Genomic DNA, 17,719 nt, shown 5'->3' with positions numbered 1-17,719 from the left:
CGAATGATTTTGCCGGCTCACCGCGGCTATGGAATAATTCAATCGATTAGATTACACAGCGGACGGAACGGCTTCCCCCGCTCACTGTCTTGCAGAGGGACGATACATGTCCAGCCAGATCATTCCCGTCGACCCGTTCGACTATGTCGTCTTCGGCGGCAATGGCGACCTTGCCGAGCGCAAGCTGCTTCCGGCGCTCTATCATCGCGATCATGACGGGCAGATGCCGCAGGATTCGCGGATCATCGGCGCCTCGCGCACCCATATTTCCGACGAGGAATACCGGGCCTTCGCCCGCGAAGCGATCGCCAAGCACGTCAAGCCCGAGGACACCCACACGACGTCGGTCGAACGCTTCGTCTCGCGCCTGCACTACCGCCAGGTGGATGCCCGCGCCGACGAGGGCTGGGACGAGCTGAAGGCGTTCCTGGAAGGCGTTGAGGATGGCAATGGCACGCGCGTGCGCGCCTTCTACCTGGCGGTTGGCCCGGCGCTGTTCGCCGATCTTGCCTGCCGCATTGGCGAGAAGGGTCTGGTCGACGCCAACACCCGGCTCGTCGTCGAGAAGCCCGTCGGCCGCGACCTGGAATCGGCCCGCGAACTGAACGACATCATCGGCCGCTACTTCACCGAGGATCAGGTCTTCCGTATCGACCATTATCTCGGCAAGGAGACGGTGCAGAACCTGATGGCGCTGCGCTTCGCCAATGCGCTGTACGAGCCGATCTGGAATTCCGCCCATATCGACCACGTCCAGATCACCGTGGCGGAATCGGTCGGGCTGGAAGGCCGAGCCGGCTATTACGACAAGGCCGGCGCGCTGCGCGACATGGTGCAGAACCATATCCTGCAGCTGATGTGCCTGGTCGCCCTCGAGCCACCCCCGACGCTGGACGCCGACGCCCTGCGCGACGAAAAGCTGAAGGTGCTGCGCGCCCTCACCCCGATCGATGCGTCGAATGTCGAGAGCCGCACGGTGCGCGGCCAGTACAAGGCCGGCGCCTCCGACGGTGCTGCCGTGCGCAGCTATCTCGACGATCTCGGCGAGGCCCAGAGCGACACCGAGACCTTCGTCGCCATCAAGGCCGAGATCGGCAACTGGCGCTGGGCCGGCGTGCCCTTCTATCTGCGGACCGGCAAGCGCCTGTCCGAGCGCATGTCGGAGATCGTCGTCACCTTCCGGCCGATCCCGCATTCGATCTTCGCCGGTCTTTCGGGCAGCATCCAGCAGAACCAGCTCGTCATGCGGCTGCAGCCCAACGAGGGCGTCAAGCAGTGGCTGATGATCAAGGACCCCGGCCCCGGCGGCATGCGTCTGCGCCACGTCCCGCTGGACATGAGCTTTGCCGAATCCTTCCGGGTACGGAACCCGGACGCCTATGAGCGGCTGCTGATGGATGTCATCCGCGGCAACCAGACCCTGTTCATGCGCCGCGACGAGGTCGAGGCGGCCTGGAACTGGATCGACCCGATCCCGCAGGCCTGGGCCGAGAAATCCATGAAGCCGCAGGGCTACACGGCCGGCACCTGGGGCCCCTCCTCCGGCGTGGCGCTGATCGAGCGCGACGGCCGCACCTGGCACGAACCCGACTGAGGCGATCCGGAATGAGCACAGCCCCCGTCCTGCACCGCTACCGCGATGGCGACGCCCTGGCCGAGGCCCTCGCGGTCGGCGTGGCCGCCGTCCTTGCCGGCGCCATCGCCACCCGCGGCACGGCGACCCTGGCGGTCTCCGGGGGTTCGACGCCGAAGCGCTTCTTCGAGCGTCTGTCGCAGGCCGAGATCGACTGGCCGAATGTCAACGTGCTTCTGGTGGACGAACGCTGGGTGCCGGCGACGAGCGATCGCTCGAACGCTGCGCTGGTCGCCGACAGGCTCCTGAAGAACCGCGCCGCGGCGGCGCATTTCATTCCCTTCTATCTCGATGCCGAGACGCCCGAGGACGCGCGCGAGGATCTCGCCGAGCGCTTCCGGCGGCTGGCCCGTCCGCTCGACGCTGCCGTGCTCGGCATGGGCACGGACGGCCATACCGCGTCGTTCTTTCCGGGCGGCGACAATCTCGATGCCGCCATCGACCCGCAGACCACCGAGCCGGTCGTCGCCATGCGTGCGCCCGGGGCCGGCGAGCCCCGCGTCACCCTGACCCTGCCGATGCTGGTGGAAGCGCGGCTCCTGGCGATCCACATCGAAGGGGAGGAAAAGCTCGCCGTCTACGAAAAGGCATTGGGGGGCGGCCCCGTCGAGGAGTTGCCGATCCGGGCGGTCCTCGAAGCACCGCGCAAGGACCCGGCCAACGTCTTCTGGTGTCCCTGACGCCCCTTTCACCGTCCAGGAGGTCAATCCCATGACCGTCGATCCGCGCATTGCAGAGATCACCGACCGCATCCGGGAGCGCTCCGCTCCGACGCGCGAACCCTATCTGGCGCGCATCATGGCGAAGGGCGCCGAGGGACCGAAGCGCTCGACCCTGACCTGCGGCAACCTCGCCCATGGCTTCGCCGCCTGCGGTCCGCTGGACAAGTCCCGCCTGTCGGGCGACCAGACGCCCAATCTCGGCATCATTACCGCCTATAACGACATGCTCTCGGCCCACCAGCCCTTCGAGCGCTATCCCGAACTGATCCGCGAGACGGCCCGGGCCATGGGCGGCACCGCCCAGGTGGCCTCCGGCGTTCCGGCCATGTGCGACGGCGTCACACAAGGCCAGGCCGGCATGGAGCTGTCGCTGTTCTCGCGCGACGTGATCGCCATGGCGACCGCCGTCGGCCTCTCCCACGACATGTTCGACGCCGCCGTCTATCTGGGCGTCTGCGACAAGATCGTGCCGGGCCTGACCATCGCCGCCCTGACCTTCGGCCATCTGCCGGCGATCTTCGTGCCGGCCGGGCCGATGACCTCGGGCCTGCCCAATGACGAGAAGAGCCGCATCCGGCAGCTCTACGCCGAGGGCAAGGTCGGGCGCGAGGAACTGCTCGCCGCTGAATCCCAGTCCTATCACGGCCCTGGCACCTGCACCTTCTACGGCACCGCCAATTCCAACCAGATGCTGATGGAGATCATGGGCCTGCACACGCCGGGCTCGTCCTTCGTCAATCCGAACACGCCGCTGCGCGATGCGCTGACGCGGGAAGCGGCCAAGCGCGCCCTGTCGATCACCGCACTGGGCAACGAATACACGCCGGCCGGCCTGGTGGTGGACGAGCGCGCCGTGGTCAACGGCGTCGTCGGGCTGCACGCCACGGGCGGCTCGACCAACCACACCATGCATCTGGTGGCGATGGCCGCAGCCGCCGGCATCAGGCTGACCTGGCAGGACATTTCCGACCTGTCGGACATCACGCCGCTGCTCGCCCGCGTCTATCCGAACGGCCTGGCTGACGTGAACCATTTCCAGGCGGCCGGCGGCATGGGCTTCCTGATCCGCGAACTGCTCGATTGCGGCCTGCTGCACGAGGACGTGCGGACCGCATGGGGCCATGGCCTGCGCGCCTATACGGTGGAAGCGCGCCTCGCGCCGGACGGCGAGACCGTGCTGCGCGAAGCCGCCCCGGCCCACAGCGGCGATCCCAAGGTGCTGACCACCGCCGACCAGCCCTTCTCGTCCAATGGCGGCCTGCGCATGCTCAAGGGCAATCTCGGCAAGGCCGTCATCAAGGTCTCCGCCGTCCGGCCCGAACGTCGCATCGTCGAGGCACCGGCGAAGATCTTCCACGACCAGAACGACATGAAGGCGGCCTTCGATTCCGGCGAGCTCAACCGCGACTTCGTCGCCGTGGTCCGCTTCCAGGGCCCCCAGTCCAACGGCATGCCGGAGCTACACAAACTGACGCCTCTGCTCGGCGTTCTTCTCGACCGCGGTCACAAGGTGGCGCTGGTCACCGACGGGCGGATGTCGGGCGCCAGCGGTAAGGTGCCCGCAGCGATCCACGTCACGCCGGAAGCCAAGGCCGGCGGAATGATCGCCAGGCTGGTCGATGGCGACATGGTCCGCCTCGATGCCGATGGCGGCACGCTGGAGATCCTCGTGGATGCCGACGAACTGGCCGCGCGGCCCCTCGCCGACCCCGATCTCAGCGGCAACGAATTCGGCATGGGCCGGGAATTGTTCGCCACTTTCCGGGCGGCAGTGGGCACGGCTGACGCAGGCGCCAGCGTCTTTTGACGGCTTCCGCGGCGCGCGTTCGCATGATAGCGCACTAAATGGTCTGCCCGAGGAGGCGGAACCATGGATTCCTGTTGATGAATTTCGCCAAGAGCATGCTGGCCATTTCCCTGCGACAGCTCGGTATCGTCCACGACATCCTGATCGCCGCGGTGTCGATGACCATCGCCATGTCGATCGCCTGGGGATGGCAGCCGCTGTTCAGCGTCTGGCAGATCTGGCTTCTGATCGGTGCCTATACGGCACTGAGCGCGGTCTGCTTTCCGTTCTTCTCGCTCAACAGCGGCGCCTGGCGCTATGCCTCGCTGCTCGACGTGCTGTCGATCGTCAAGGCGGTCACCTTCATCAACCTCGCCTTCCTGCTGCTGCATTTTCTGCTGTTCCGCGGCGCCTTCCTGCCCCGCTCCACGATCGTGATCTCCTGGTTCATCATGATCGTCGGCCTGGGCGGCCCCCGCCTCGCCTACCGGCTGATGAAGGAGCGGCGCCTCGACCGCCGCAGCCTCGCCGCCTCGGCCATCGCCGGCACCAAGCGCGACCTCCTGCTCTACGGCTTCAACGACAATGCCGACCTGTTCATCCGCAACAGCCGGCGCAACCGCCGGCAGGACGCCATTGTCGGCATCATCGACGAGAAGTCCAAGAACCGGCGCCGGCAATTGCATGGCATCCGGGTGCTCGGCACGCTGGCCGAACTGGAACAGACCATCGTCTGGGCCGAGAAGCGGGGCACGCCGGTCGGCGAGCTGGTGGTCACCGAGGTCGACATTCCGGCCGCGCGGCTGTCGCGCATCGTCGCCACCTGCGCGCCGCTGGGCGTGACGGTCAAGCGGCTGCCCGACATCAGCCAGACGGGAATCGTCGACGAGAACCGCCCGATCGAGCCGCTGCCGATCGCGCTGGAAGATCTCCTGGGGCGCCAGGAGGTGGATCTCGACATCGCCGAGGTCGAACGGCTGATCAAAGACCGGCTGGTTATCGTCACCGGCGCCGGCGGTTCGATCGGCTCCGAACTCGTGCGCCAGATCGCGCGCTTCGCGCCGCGCCGTCTCGTCCTCATCGACAATTCCGAATTCAATCTCTGGTCGGTCACCCGGCAGATCTCCGACGAATTCCCCACCGTCCCGATCCTGCCGCGGATCGTCGACGTGCGTCACGGCAACCGCATCCGGACGCTGTTCGCCGAGGTCGGCCCCGACGTCGTCTTCCATGCCGCCGCGCTCAAGCACGTGCCCATCGTCGAGGACAATCCGGTTGAGGGGATCGACACCAACCTCCTGGGCACCCGCAACGTCGCCGATGCGACCCTTGCCGCCGGCGCCTCCGCCTTCGTAATGATCTCGACCGACAAGGCGGTGAACCCGTCCAACGTCATGGGCGCGACCAAGCGGGCCGCCGAAGCCTATTGCCAGGCACTGGATCTCGATCAGGACGCGACCCGCTTCATCACCGTGCGCTTCGGCAACGTCCTCGGCTCGACCGGCTCGGTGATCCCGCTGTTCCGCTCGCAGCTCGAAAAGGGCGGGCCGCTGACGGTCACCCACCCGCACATCACCCGCTTCTTCATGACCATTCCCGAGGCGTCGCGGCTGATCCTGCACGCGGCGGGCCACGGCATCACCGATACCCGCGCCAAGGGCCAGATCTTCGTGCTCGACATGGGCAAGCCGATCCGCGTCGCCGAACTCGCCGAGCGGGTGATCCAGCTCGCCGGGCTGAAGCCGCATATCGACATCGACATCCGCTTCGTCGGGCTGCGCAAGGGCGAAAAGCTCTACGAGGAACTGTTCGGCGAGGGCGAGACGCGCGAGGAGACCGGCCGCGCCGGCCTGCTCATCGCCGGCTCGCGGGTCAGCGACGTGAAGCTCCTGTCGCGCAGCTTCGCCAATATCGAGGGCGCTGTCGCGGCCGGGGATGCCCAGCGCGCGCTGGACATCCTCAGGCGCATCGTACCGGAATACCAGCCGGCAATCATCGACGACGACACCGGCGCCGACCCGGCGCGTCTGGCACAGCCGACACCGCCGGCACCGGCCTGATCCGCGTCGGAGCATCAATGCGGCGCGCTGGCTGAACTGGCCGCGACCGCAACACACTCCGCGCGCTCACCTCCCCTGTCGTCGATCCGCGCGGACCGCGTGCCGGGACTACAGTGCCTGGCGGCGGCCGCGAATGTCGGCGATGTGCTTCTTCACCGCGGCGATGTCGTTCTGCAGCCGCACGACTTCCTCGTCGTCGCCGGCCTGCGGCGTCTCGCTGTCGGCGGGATCGGGAAGATCGCCGCCCAGCGCGCGGATGCGCTCGCGCAGCGTCCGCCGCCGCACGGCCGGCGGCAGGGTCTCGTCTTCGCCCACGCTGTCCGCATCTAGCGCCGCCTGCGCGGGAGCTGCGGCATCCTCTCCGTCATTCGCCGGAGCAGGGCGATCCTCCGACGCGGCGGTCTCGACCGTTGCCGAGCCTGCCTCGACGGACACGGGCTCTTCCGCAATCGGCATGGCCTCGGCCATGCGCCGTTGATCCTGCGCGCTCGCATGGACCGATGGACGGAAGTCGTCGTCCTTGGTCTCGGCGCCGGGGGTCATGGCGCCGTCGCCAGGGGCCATAACGATGGCCGTGGAATACCCGCCGCCATTGCCGAAATGACCGGTCGCGGCCGAGCTGTAGGAGGTGCTGAAGCCCGCCGGACGGGGCCGTGCCGCCATCTCCGCCCGCATCCGCATGGCGTTGCGATACTGCTCGGAGATCGCACCGACGCCGGCAAGGAACACCCCGGCAAGGAAGCCCAGCATGCCGCCGGCCCCGACCACCAGACGCCGCGACATACTGGACGGCCGCAGCGGCGGGGTGGCTTCCGAGATCACCCGGACATTGGCCGTGTTGATGCCCTGCTGCTCACCGGTTTCCCGGGCCCGCAGCAGGTAGGATTCATAGACCGCCCGCGAGGCCTCGACCTCGCGCTGCAATTCGCGCAGCCGCACGAAGGAGCCGCTCGTCGCCACCTGATCGGACTTCAGCTCGTCGAGCTGCTTGGTGAGATCGCGATTGGTGCGCTCGGCGCGGGCAAGATCGGTCTGCGCCCCGGCGACGATCCGGGCGAGCTCGGAGCGGATGGCGTCGCGCGCCGAGGCCAGCGACTGTCGGCTGGCGATCAGCTGCGGATGCCGGGGCCCGAGCGTGGCCGCGAGCGACGCGGTCTTCTGGGCAAGGTCCGAATACGTACCGCGCAGGCGCGTCAGCGCCTCCGACGTCAGCTCTTCGGGAAAGGCCCCTTCGACCACGTCGTCGACACTGGCCTTGGACATCTGCTCGGCCTTGACCCTGAGGGCGGTGACATTGGCCCGGCCGCGGGACAGTTCGTCGTTGATCCGCAGGATGTAGCTGTCGTCGACGAGCTGCCCGCCAACGCCGACGAGCTCGTTCTCGGACTTGTAGTCTTCCACCGCCTGTTCGGCGGCCGAGACCTTCTCCCGCAGCTCGGTCAGACGCGAGGAGAGCGCGTTGGTCGCCCGCCCCGCCGTGTCCGACTGGACCTCTGCCAGATGGTCGATGAAGGTGTTGGCGACCAGACGCGACAGCTCCGCGGATTTCTCCGGGCTTTCGGTCGTCACGGAGATGTTGAGGATAAAGCTCTTGGCATCGCGCGAGACCCCGGTCGCCTCGCGCAGATTCTCCATCGTCTGCAGGAAGCGCTCGTTGGTCGACGCGATCGTGGGGCTGGTGAGGCCGAGGCTTTCCAGCGACGGCAACAGCGATTCGCCCTGGCCGTTGAATTCGGGGTCCGACGTCAGATCGGCTGCCTCGACGATCTTGGCCATCAGGTCGTTGGAGTTGATGACCGCGATCTGGCTCTCGATCAAGGCGAGGGTCGCCTCCGTCGGCAGGCCGTTCGGCGTGACCTCGTTCTGCACCACCTTGATGTCGCGCGGATCGGCGAAGATCTGCGAATAGGCGGTGTATTTCTTCGGCATCGACAGCGCGAAGGCGACACCGAGCAACAGCCCGAAGATGGTCGTCAGGATGATCAGCCGCCGCGCCGACCAGACCGACTGGAAGACATGCACCGGGTCGATCAGCGAGCCGTTGGAATCCTGCATCTGCGGCCCCGACGGGCGCGCGGCGTACGGTGCGTTCGGGTTCGTCTCCGATGAGAACATAGCCATATCGATCCGCAGAACAGCTGCCCGGGTCAAGTGCCGGACCTTGCCGACCAACTGTGGGCAATCATGGCTAATGAACGGTTAAGACCCGCGTCCGTAGCGGAACTTTCCGCCGGTCAGCCGGCCCGCAGGCGCGATTTCAGCAGCTCCAGCCACGGCTTCGGGCGCAGGTCGCGGTCGAGCGGGAGTGGCCGGTCGGGATGGCCGTCCGGCCGCGGCAGCACATCCGGCACCCAGCTGTAGCGGTCGGTGATGCCCCAGACGGTCACCGCCTGCGGCGGTTTCCAGGCGAAGATCGCGTCGAGGAGGTCGGAGACCAGCCCGTAGGCGGTCTCGTCCTGCGCCGCGTTGCTTGGCGGCGTTTCCCAGTCGATGATATCCAGCTCGGTAACCATCAGCCCGACGCCGAGCCGGTCCAGCTCCTTGTGGAAGCGTTCGAGCCCCTCCCTGTCGATCTGACGTCCCGCATACAGATGCCCCTGCATGCCGACGCTGTGGACGGGCACATTGCCGTCCTGCAGCTGGCGCACGATGCCGAGCATGATCTCCCGGCGCGCGTCGAAGCGCGGGCCGACGAACTCCAGATCGTAGTCGTTGATCACCAGCCGCGCCTGCGGATCGGCCCGGGCCGAGGCCGCAAAGGCGATGGGAATGTGCTTCGGACCCAGCTTGTCCAGCCAGACGGTCTGGCGCAGCGGGCCTTCGGTGGCCGGATCGTTGGCGATGACCTCGTTGACGACATCCCATCCGGTCAGCCGGCCCTTGTAGCGGTCGCCGATCCGTTCGATGTGGTCGACCAGCGCGGCCTCCGCCGCGGCCGGGGTGTCGAGCCGTTCCACCCAGTCCGGCGTCGCGCCCCACCAGACGTGGCAGGTGCCCCGGCTGAGCCGGTCGTTCTGAAGGGCAAAATCGACCACCCGGTCGGCGGGCTCGAAATTCCACTGGCCGGGCGCGGGATGGACGAGGCTGAACTTCAGCCCGTTCATCGGCATGATCAGGTCGCAATGATCGAGAAACGCCTGCTTGTAGCCGGGGTCGACCTCCATGAACTCGGCCTGGATGGCGCCGCCCAGCGGCACGCCGCCGGCCGCTCGCACACCGGTTCCGGCGGCCGATGCCGCACCTGGCGCCAACGCCAGCGCGGCCCCGGCGCCCAGAAGGGAACGGCGCGTTAAACTTCCCGCGCTAGTCGGAGACGAGCCGCCGGGCGCGGCTGCTTCCGGCTGGTGCACGCTTCGCAACCTGGAACGTGCATCGCGCCCGCGGTGGTGTATCGTCATCTGCCTATCGCTCTCCCGAAGGTTGGAGCATGCCACGCACAGCAGTCTGGATCGAAAGCTTTAAGGGCAACCTAAGCGTGATCCGCGATTACGCCTGGTTGCTCAGCGGATCCGCCGGCCGGCTGGTCCTGTCGCTCGCCTATTTCGTCAGCATCGCCAACGGCCTGTCCGTCGGCGATTTCGGCCTGTTCGCCACCGCGTCGGCCACCGGCATCGTCCTGTCGCGCATCGGCGGCTTCGGCTTCGTCTCGCCGCTCTACCGGGTGGCGACGGTGCGCCAGCGTCTGGTCGGCACTTATACGGCCGGCCTGCTCGTCGCCTTCCTCCTGTCGCTGCCGGTCGTCGCCATGGCCGCCGCCGGCTTCTATGCGGCCTTCTTCGACGGCGAGATGGGCATCGCCGCCTTCGTCGCCGTGGTCACTGCGGAAATTCTCTTCTGGCGGGCGCTGGAAGTGGTGGTCATCGTCAATAACGGCCTCGGGCGCTTCGGGCGAGGCGCCAGCATCGTCATCGCCGGCTCGGCGATCCGCGCCGCCGCCGCGGTCGGCTTCGTCCTTGTCGGCAGCGGCACCCTGCTGGAATGGTCCTGGGTCTACATGACGGCCAATGCCGCCGCCGCGCTCTTCGCCATCGTCGGCTTCTACCCCCGCCAGCGGCTGCGCTTCCGGCCAGCGCTCTATCTGGCGCGCTGGCGCGACAGCCTGTCGGTGGCCGGCGCCGAGATCATCTTCTATCTGCAGTCGGAGCTCGACAAGCTGCTCGTCCTGTCGCTGGGCGGACCACAGATGGCCGGCATCTACGCCATCCTCATGCGCCTGATCGACCTGACGGCGCTACCGATCCGCTCGGCCAACACGATGATCGTGCAGAAGCTGATGAAGAGCCCGGGCTGGATCGCCGACTGGAAGATGCGCTGGGGGCTGGAAGCGATCGTCGCGGTCGTCTCGGTCGCCGGGCTGGCGGTCCTCGGCGGCATCCTGCACGTCTACCCCACGCTCCTCGGCCGCAATGTTGCCGACGCCGCGCCGCTGGTTCTCGTCGCGCTGTTCGTCCCGGCCTTCCGTAATCTCATCGAATACGAGAGCGAACTGCTCTATGCGCGCGGCAAGACCGGCCTGCGCGCGCTGATCCTCGCCATTGTCGGCCTGATCAAGGCCGGCCTTCTGGTGGTGCTGCTGCGCGCCGCGCCCGATACCGAACGCTGGATCCTCGGCCTGAACGGGCTGTTCCTGGTGCTGTGGATCGTCTCGGCGTCCTCGACCTACGCGGCCTTCGACTGGTCGCGCCCGCGCACCCGCCTGTCGCGCCGCTGGCTCAGATCAGCCCCACAGCCCGGCGAATGAGCGCCGGGTCCGTCCCGGTGAAGGACTGGATGCCCGCCGCCACCTGATGCGGTGCGAGTCCGCGCGAGAAATCGGCCAGCGCCTGCGCGCCCAGCGCCGCACCGTTCCAGTACATGTGGCAGAGTTCGACATCCGTCGGGACATGCCGGTCCGGCCGGTCCTCCACCTCGGCGACGAAGCGGCCGTAGAGCGTGCATTCCGACAGCGCCCGCCCACCGACCAGGATGCTCATCCACGCGCGGCCGCCGACCCTCTCCATGCGGGCCTTCATCTCGCGCACCGTGTCCGTGCGCCACGGAAGCAGCGTTCCGATATATCCCTCGTCGGTCGTCGCCGGCGCGTCGATTCCGAGCATGGCCCCTGCCCGGCGCGACCAGGCGCGGTGTTCGCCGCGGGCCGGTTCGTCGAGGAAGGCCACGGAGCCTGGACGCCGGAAGAAGTCGACCCCTCCGTTACGCTGAAACCAGCCGAGATCGAAGGGCCGCAGGAACACGACGTCGGAATCCACCGACACGACGACCTTTTCGTCGAGCAGCGCGGAAATGGCGAGACGGCGCAGTTGTTGCACGTGCCAGCCTCGCAGCGGCGGCCCCTTCGGCGTCAGCCAGATGCGGCGACGCCCGAGCGACAACGGATCGGGAAACGGCCGCAGCCATCGCGGCAGAAGATCGCGTTCGTCGACGATCTCGCGCCGCGGGCCGGCCAGTTGGCGGAACAGGGCGACATCGGCACCCTCGACCATGATCAGATGACGGCTTTGGCCGGTGACCCGCTGATCCATGCTCTCGCATAGGAGGCAGCAGCGCTCGAAATCGCCGCGATAGCTCGACGTCACAATGGCCGACTGCAAGGTCATCGTCTCCGTCCCGCGGGCCTCAACACATCAGCCGATCGGGTGACGCGGCGCGAACCTATCGCGGAGAATCCCGAGGAGAAAGGCTGGATTGCCGAGAATGTAGCGCCGCCACAACCGTGCCGGCTCGAGCGCCAGACGCCACACCCATTCCATGCGCAACCGACGCACGAGCGCCGGCGCGCGCGACACGTTTCCGGCGTGGAAGTCGAACAGCGCGCCGACCCCGACGAACAGGCGACCGTGACGCGAATTCAATGCGTTGACCAGGAAGAGCTCCTGCGCCGGCACGCCCATCGCCACCAGCACGATATCCGCCTCCGCATGCTCCAGCGCGGTCAGGACGACGGCCTGTCCCGCCGCATCGAAATAGCCGTCGGAGATGGTCACATAATCGTGGTGGGGCGCGATTTCGCCGAATCGTCCTGCCGCACGCTCGGCAACGCCCGGCGCGCCGCCGATCAGCGCGACGCGCAGCGGTCGATCGAGCGCTGACAGAAGCCGCGGGACGAAGTCGGTGCCGTTGAGGTTTTCGCGAAAGCGCGCGCCGTAGAGAAGGCGCGCGGCGATGTCGACGCCGATCCCGTCCGGCAGCACCAGACAGGCGGCCAGCGCCCGCCGGTAGTCCGGGTTCGCGCGCACCAGATTGACGCAATGGGCGTTGAGGAAGGCAAGCCGCGTCGGAGCGCCTTCGCTGCTCATGGCCGCGTCCAGCCGGCGAATGGCGTCCGCTCCGGTGATGTCGGCCACCGCAATCCCGGCGATCCGGCGCTCGGCCATCGCCGTCTGCGGGGAAGCCTCTTGGGGCAGGTGCTGGCCGCCGTCCATCAGGCCTGATCCCGGCCGGCCAGGGCGACCTGCCCGGCTTCTCCGGCCATGTGCGCGGTGTCCCGCTGCTCCGTGCCGTTGTTCACCCGGCGGGACAACGCCGTGCGCAGCATATCGAGACTGGCGGCGATGCCGGCATCCAGGGCGGCGGTCTGCGTCCGCACGAAATCGGCGCCATCCATGCGCACGCTCTCCCCGGCGCGCTCGGCGGCCACCAGTTCGACCAGCCGGTCGGCAAAATCCTGCGGATCGTCTGCGGTGCGGACATTTGCCGGCACGGCACCGACGCCCCGCAGGGCCTGCGGTGTCGCGACGGCCGGCATGCCCTCCTCGAAGGTCTCGATGGTCTTGAGCTGGATGCCGGTTCCGCCCCTGGTCGCCAGCGCCAGCACCCGCGAGGCACCGACGAAGGCCTGTGCGTCCGCGACCCGGCCGAGGAAGGAGACGTTGCCGGGCAGCGCCGGCGGGGTGCCGTCGAAGCTGCCGGCGATGGCGACGCGGATGTCGGACGGCAGGCGCGGCACGACCTGCGCCAGGAACCAGTCGAGCCCGACGCGGTTCGGCGCCCAGCTCCAGGTGCCGATCAGTCCGACATCGTGGCTGCGCACGCCGTCGTCGGCGCGGGGCGAGCGTCCCGTCGTCAGGGCCAACGGCCGGCAGCGAGCAGATCCGGCAAGGCCCAGCGCGGCGCGATCCTCCTCGCTCAGCGTGTGGATGACCGCCGCGTCGCGGCAGATGCAGTGTTCCACCCGGCGTAACAGCGCGGCCTCGCGGGCATAGAGCGCCCGCGTGTGCAGGCGGCCGGCGTTGCGAGCATTCTCGGCGGCCGAGCGATGCTCGACATTGTGGGCGATGAAGATCGAAGGCTTCTCCCGCGCCAGAAACGGATAGGCGGCGGGCATCTGCACCGAGCTCAGCACGTAGCCATCCACCGGCCCCGCCTCGGCCAGCCGTGCGCGAATCCCGTCCCGCGTCAGCCCCGCTACCTTGGCGGCCGACACCGGCAGGTTGCGCAATGTCGCGGCGCCCACCCAGCCGATCTTCTGCGACAGCGACGCCGCGGCGTTCTCGATGGCCAGCTCGCCGAGACAGATCTCGTCCGCGGCCGGCTGCCGGCTGCCGGGTCGGCGAAAGCCGGCGAAGCTCAGCCGCACGCCCTGCCGCCGGTAGGACTGCGCGATCGCGTGATTGGCAATCTCGAATCCGGTCGACGGCCGGCCGTCCGGCAGCAGCGAGGAGAGAAAGAGAAGATGCATCCGACAAACCAGGGGTGTGCGCTGCAAGGAGCAGAATGCTGGCACGGAAGGATTGAAGGAATATCAATCCGCCGGATCAAACCCCGCAGGTTCGTGCCAAGAACGAGGATCTCCCCGTCCGATGGCGCGCGATCTGAGGGAAATCGATCCTTTCTTCACCTTTCTCTGGTCTGCTCGCGCCGAACCGCGGACAATCGCCCGAGCGAGATCGATGACCGACGCCATCACCATCGCATGTGAATCGCCCGGCCTCGACGGCGACGCCTTCGCGATCGTCGTCACCCTTCCGACCTTTCGCCGGCCCGAGCATCTCCTGAAGACGCTCGCCTCGCTGGCTGCGCAACGGACCACCCGTCCATTTGCCGTGATCGTCATGGAGAACGACGCCGAGGGCCGTGCCGGGCTCGATGCCGCGCGTCCCCTGTTTGCGGACGGTCACCTGAACGGCCTCGTCCTGATCGCCCATGAGCGCGGCAATTGCGCCGCCTACAATGCCGGCTGGCAGACCGCGCTGACGCGGTTTCCGGCCATGCGCCATCTTCTGGTGATCGACGACGACGAGATCGCCGACCCGGACTGGATCGACCGTCTCGTGGCAACCTCCGACAGGCTCGATGCCGATATCGTCGGCGGGCCGCAGGTGCCGGTCTTCGAGGACGGTGCCAGCACCCGCTACGCGCGCCATCCGGTCTTCACGCCGCATTACAGCGAGACCGGGGCAGTCCCGATCCTCTATTCCTCGGGCAATGTCGCGATCCGCCGCAAGGTGCTCGAGACGATCGGCGCGCCGTTTCTCGACACCGCCTTCAACTTCATCGGCGGCGGTGACAGCGACTTCTATACACGCTGCCGCCAGCGCGGCTTTACCTTCGGATGGTGTGCCGAGGCACCGGTTCTGGAGACGACGCCAGCGCGCCGCACCGAGTTTTCGTGGCTGAACGCCCGCGGCCTGCGCAACGGCGCCATATCCTCGATCATCGAGCGCCGGCAGACATCGGGCCGCCGCAACGGGCTGCGCCGCGTCGCCAAGAGCGCCGCGCTGCTGGCGGCCTCGCCGCTGCGCTCGGCAGAGCTGGCCCTGCGCACGCGCTCGCCGGTGATCGGGCTTTATCACATGCAGGTCGCCATCGGCCGGCTGATGGCGGAATTCGGATGGGTGAATGAGCAGTATCGCCGTCCAGAACAGAACTGACTTTCGCTCCTTCGGCGACACCCAGTGGTGGACGGATACCGTCCGCATGCTGCTGGGCGCCGGAATCTTCACGGCGCTGCTGGTCACCGTCACGCCCTTCGCCGTCACCTTCACCGGCGATCAGGACGCCGGCAGCCTGGCCAACCAGCTGGGCTATGCCTCGCTGGCGCTGGTCGTCTTCGCCGGGCATGCCCTCTTCACCGACCGCACGACGCTGCTGGCGATGGCCCGCCCCATGTGGATCATCATGGCGGCGTGGCTGCTCGTCAGCGCCCTGTGGGCGGACAGTCCGGAGAACGCCCTGCGCGGCGCAGCCTTCACGCTGCTGGCGATAGCGACCGTCAGCGCCATCCTGTGCTTTCCCAAGGATGTACGCGCCTTCCGCACCGCGCTGACGCTCGCCATGCTGGCCGTGCTGGCGCTGTCATATTTCGGCGTCATCGCCATGCCCGGCCTTGCCCTCCATGACGGCTCGGGCTCGGAGCCCCAGCATGCGGGCCTGTGGCGCGGCGCCTATTCCCACAAGAACGTCGCCGGCGCGGTGTTCGCCGTGGTGTTCTTCTGCGGTGTCTATCTGTTTCGCTGCGGCCAGCGCTGGTCCGGTTTCGTCATTGCGCTTCTGGCCGCCTTCTTCGTGCTGAAGACCGGTTCCAAGACGTCGATCACGCTGCTGCCGCTGGTCGCCGCCATCGTCATCATCGGTTCGCTCACCGGCCGCTGGCTGCTGACCATCGGCATCGCCCTGACCTTGACCGTGATGGCGTTCCTGACGATCGGCACGGTCCTGTCGCCGCTGTTCGACCAGATCGTCCAGACGGTAGTGCCGGGCACGACCTTCACCGGCCGCATGGATCTGTGGCGCTTCGCTCTGGAAGTCTTCGAAGGGCACGAATGGACCGGCTTCGGCCTCAACGCCTTCTGGCAGAGCCAGGTCGTCTACGGCACGGAGCGCAATTTCGAACTGTCCTGGGATCCGCGCGGCAGCCCCAATGCCCATAATGGCTATCTCGACATCGCCATCTCGATGGGCCTGCCCGGCCTCGTCCTCGCCGTCATCGTGCTGGTCGTCCTGCCGCTGTGGGATTTCACCCGTGTCGGGCGCGATCGCGAGAGCCAGCGGCTCGGCCAGCTCTTCCTGATGGTCCTCGCCTATCTGCTGCTGAACGCGTTTCTGGAAAGCTTCCTGTTCGACCGGGCCAATCCGATCTGGATGGCGGTCTGTTTCGCGGTCATCGGCCTGCGGCTTTTGTCACGCCACTCGGTCAGGGCGTAGAACCGTCCGCGACAGGCTTGTCGGCCGGACCTCCGGAGACCGGAGCAGACTTCCGTGACAGGCGCTTCTGGCCATAGGCCATGCCCGGCCGCTCGATGAGCCGCCAGGTGATCGCACTCATGATTATCGTCCCGGCCAGGATGATCGCCAGCGCCGTCAGCGACTGCCATTCCGTGCTGCCCATCAGGCGCTTCCCGTCCGCCGCCGCCGAGAAGATCGGCCAGCCGGTCCTGTCGCCCAGCACCGTCGCGACGTTCTCGGCGCGCGAGATGACGAACGCGTGGGTCATGTAGACCGAGTAGGAGATCGCCCCGAGAAAGTCGATTGGACCGGCCTTCAGGAGGCGGCTTACCGCGCCGCCCTCGTGGCCGAAGACATAGATGGCGAAGGCGAAGACCAGGGGCGCGGCCACCGACAGCACCGATCCGCCGAGCTCGCTGACGAAGACCGCGACCAGGAGGACGCAGGCGAGTTCGGCCAGCGTCCAGGCAGTGCCCCCGACCGCCACCCGTCCGCCGGCCCGCGGCCAGATCACCATCCGCAGGACAGCCCCGAGCGAGAAGCCGGCGAGGCAGCGCAGCCAGCCGAAGCGGACCGTCGTGTCCATCGTCCCCTCGACCAGCGCAATGACGACGAGCCCGACGACGATGGTCACTGCCATCAGCGGCAGCATCGCTCGCGGCGCGCGGATGACCAGCAGCGCGAACAGGCCATAGGCCAGAAGCTCGGCCGAGATGCTCCAGCTTGGATAGTTCCAGCCGAGCGTATCCACGGTGCCGAAGGAATGACTCATCAGGAGATTGTGGACGAGGGCCACCACCGAATTGCCGTCCACGAAGGCCTCCGACGGCCCCTTGGTCACCAGCATCAGGCACTCGAAGGCGACGAAGAGCGCCAGCATGAAGAGATGTAGCGGATAGACCCGGAACAGCCGCAAGCCGAAGAAGCGGCCGAAATTCTTCTCCCCGCGCAGCCGGTCGTAGAAGGCATGGGCGATGACGAAGCCCGACAGGACGAAGAAGAAATCGACGAAGAGATAGCCGTGCCGGAAGAAGGCGGTCTCGTGGACGATGCCGGCGACCGGAGCGTGGAACAGGACGACCAGCAGCGCGCAGATACCGCGCCAGCCGTCCAGCGCTTCGAACCGTGCCGGCTGGCTGCGATCCTGTACGGCGGCCTCGCGCTGTTCGTCGTGCATGGCAATCCCCCCGGATGCCCGCGCCGATCGGCGGCGCCGTCGGCTCTCGCGGTCGTTGGACCGCGCCAGAATGCGCCGGAAACGTTAAGCTTTTGGTCATGCCTCGATGCAGGGGGCGGCGATGTGCCAGATGTCGGGCCGAGATGCCGTTGCGGTCGGTGCCGGCGCGCCCTAGGT

Annotated in this window: 13 protein-coding genes; 7 read left to right on the top strand and 6 right to left on the bottom strand. The window is 67.6% G+C overall.

The features are described 5' to 3' along the window. Positions 1–106: 106 nt before the first annotated feature. The 4 genes from zwf (at position 107) to SI859A1_RS02190 (ending at position 6,201) form a co-directional block, all read left to right on the top strand. A complete protein-coding gene (zwf, locus tag SI859A1_RS02205; RefSeq protein ID WP_009208240.1) occupies positions 107–1,594 on the top strand; it encodes a glucose-6-phosphate dehydrogenase in 1,488 nt (495 codons plus the stop codon). Between the two features lie 11 nt (positions 1,595–1,605). Beyond that, a complete protein-coding gene (pgl, locus tag SI859A1_RS02200; protein ID WP_009208239.1) occupies positions 1,606–2,313 on the top strand; it encodes a 6-phosphogluconolactonase in 708 nt (235 codons plus the stop codon). 31 nt (positions 2,314–2,344) lie between these two features. After that, complete coding sequence (edd, locus tag SI859A1_RS02195) at positions 2,345–4,162, top strand: phosphogluconate dehydratase (protein ID WP_009208238.1); 1,818 nt, start codon at positions 2,345–2,347, stop codon at positions 4,160–4,162. A gap of 77 nt (positions 4,163–4,239) precedes the next feature. Then, positions 4,240–6,201, top strand: a complete 1,962-nt coding sequence (locus SI859A1_RS02190; RefSeq protein ID WP_148233710.1) for a polysaccharide biosynthesis protein — start codon at positions 4,240–4,242, stop codon at positions 6,199–6,201. A 108-nt stretch (positions 6,202–6,309) separates the two neighbouring features. On the opposite strand, the gene SI859A1_RS20130 is transcribed toward SI859A1_RS02190, so the two are convergent. Both SI859A1_RS20130 and SI859A1_RS02180 read right to left on the bottom strand, forming a co-directional pair. After that, positions 6,310–8,256 carry a GumC family protein gene (locus SI859A1_RS20130; RefSeq protein ID WP_161600101.1) on the bottom strand — a complete coding sequence of 649 codons (1,947 nt, stop codon included), beginning with the start codon at positions 8,254–8,256 and terminating at the stop codon, positions 6,310–6,312. 179 nt (positions 8,257–8,435) lie between these two features. Further along, on the bottom strand, positions 8,436–9,416 hold the full coding sequence (locus SI859A1_RS02180) for an endo-1,4-beta-xylanase (RefSeq protein ID WP_244400871.1): 981 nt from the start codon (positions 9,414–9,416) through the stop codon (positions 8,436–8,438). Between the two features lie 212 nt (positions 9,417–9,628). On the opposite strand from SI859A1_RS02180, the gene SI859A1_RS02175 reads away from it, so the two are divergent. Then, complete coding sequence (locus SI859A1_RS02175; protein WP_009208234.1) at positions 9,629–10,942, top strand: lipopolysaccharide biosynthesis protein; 1,314 nt, start codon at positions 9,629–9,631, stop codon at positions 10,940–10,942. On the opposite strand, the gene SI859A1_RS02170 is transcribed toward SI859A1_RS02175, so the two are convergent. From SI859A1_RS02170 to SI859A1_RS02160, 3 genes are read right to left on the bottom strand one after another with little or no spacing between them, the layout of a single operon-like run. Then, the gene (locus SI859A1_RS02170) at positions 10,914–11,798 is read right to left on the bottom strand and encodes a DUF6492 family protein (RefSeq protein ID WP_009208233.1); all 885 of its coding nucleotides are present in this window, start codon (positions 11,796–11,798) and stop codon (positions 10,914–10,916) included. The genes SI859A1_RS02175 and SI859A1_RS02170 overlap by 29 nt on opposite strands. A 27-nt stretch (positions 11,799–11,825) precedes the next feature. Further along, positions 11,826–12,623, bottom strand: a complete 798-nt coding sequence (locus tag SI859A1_RS02165; RefSeq protein ID WP_009208232.1) for a WecB/TagA/CpsF family glycosyltransferase — start codon at positions 12,621–12,623, stop codon at positions 11,826–11,828. Beyond that, on the bottom strand, positions 12,623–13,879 hold the full coding sequence (locus SI859A1_RS02160; protein WP_081451308.1) for a glycosyltransferase: 1,257 nt from the start codon (positions 13,877–13,879) through the stop codon (positions 12,623–12,625). The genes SI859A1_RS02165 and SI859A1_RS02160 overlap by 1 nt, the downstream gene beginning before the upstream one ends. Before the next feature lie 211 nt (positions 13,880–14,090). On the opposite strand from SI859A1_RS02160, the gene SI859A1_RS02155 reads away from it, so the two are divergent. Both SI859A1_RS02155 and SI859A1_RS02150 read left to right on the top strand, forming a co-directional pair. Beyond that, positions 14,091–15,071, top strand: coding sequence for a glycosyltransferase family 2 protein (locus SI859A1_RS02155; protein ID WP_040326174.1), 981 nt, complete (start codon positions 14,091–14,093; stop codon positions 15,069–15,071). Next, positions 15,040–16,344, top strand: coding sequence for an O-antigen ligase family protein (locus tag SI859A1_RS02150; RefSeq protein WP_009208229.1), 1,305 nt, complete (start codon positions 15,040–15,042; stop codon positions 16,342–16,344). The genes SI859A1_RS02155 and SI859A1_RS02150 overlap by 32 nt, the downstream gene beginning before the upstream one ends. On the opposite strand, the gene SI859A1_RS02145 is transcribed toward SI859A1_RS02150, so the two are convergent. Next, positions 16,334–17,542 carry an acyltransferase family protein gene (locus SI859A1_RS02145; protein WP_009208228.1) on the bottom strand — a complete coding sequence of 403 codons (1,209 nt, stop codon included), beginning with the start codon at positions 17,540–17,542 and terminating at the stop codon, positions 16,334–16,336. The two genes, SI859A1_RS02150 and SI859A1_RS02145, sit on opposite strands and share 11 nt — an antisense overlap. Positions 17,543–17,719 lie beyond the last annotated feature (177 nt).

The organism is Aurantimonas manganoxydans SI85-9A1 (assembly GCF_000153465.1).
GTDB classification, from domain to species: Bacteria; Pseudomonadota; Alphaproteobacteria; order Rhizobiales; family Rhizobiaceae; genus Aurantimonas; species Aurantimonas manganoxydans.
Note: the sequence above shows the minus strand (reverse complement) of the source record. Positions and strands in the feature narration are given on the sequence as shown.

Coding starts and splice junctions, on each gene's coding strand:
- SI859A1_RS02145 (WP_009208228.1), bottom strand. CDS start 17,542: ATGCACGACGAACAGCGCGAGGCCGCCGTACAGGATCGCAGCCAGCCG.
- SI859A1_RS02170 (WP_009208233.1), bottom strand. CDS start 11,798: ATGACCTTGCAGTCGGCCATTGTGACGTCGAGCTATCGCGGCGATTTC.
- SI859A1_RS02150 (WP_009208229.1), top strand. CDS start 15,040: ATGAGCAGTATCGCCGTCCAGAACAGAACTGACTTTCGCTCCTTCGGC.
- SI859A1_RS02165 (WP_009208232.1), bottom strand. CDS start 12,623: ATGGACGGCGGCCAGCACCTGCCCCAAGAGGCTTCCCCGCAGACGGCG.
- SI859A1_RS02175 (WP_009208234.1), top strand. CDS start 9,629: ATGCCACGCACAGCAGTCTGGATCGAAAGCTTTAAGGGCAACCTAAGC.
- edd (WP_009208238.1), top strand. CDS start 2,345: ATGACCGTCGATCCGCGCATTGCAGAGATCACCGACCGCATCCGGGAG.
- SI859A1_RS02190 (WP_148233710.1), top strand. CDS start 4,240: ATGAATTTCGCCAAGAGCATGCTGGCCATTTCCCTGCGACAGCTCGGT.
- zwf (WP_009208240.1), top strand. CDS start 107: ATGTCCAGCCAGATCATTCCCGTCGACCCGTTCGACTATGTCGTCTTC.
- SI859A1_RS02160 (WP_081451308.1), bottom strand. CDS start 13,879: ATGCATCTTCTCTTTCTCTCCTCGCTGCTGCCGGACGGCCGGCCGTCG.
- pgl (WP_009208239.1), top strand. CDS start 1,606: ATGAGCACAGCCCCCGTCCTGCACCGCTACCGCGATGGCGACGCCCTG.
- SI859A1_RS02155 (WP_040326174.1), top strand. CDS start 14,091: ATGACCGACGCCATCACCATCGCATGTGAATCGCCCGGCCTCGACGGC.
- SI859A1_RS20130 (WP_161600101.1), bottom strand. CDS start 8,256: ATGCAGGATTCCAACGGCTCGCTGATCGACCCGGTGCATGTCTTCCAG.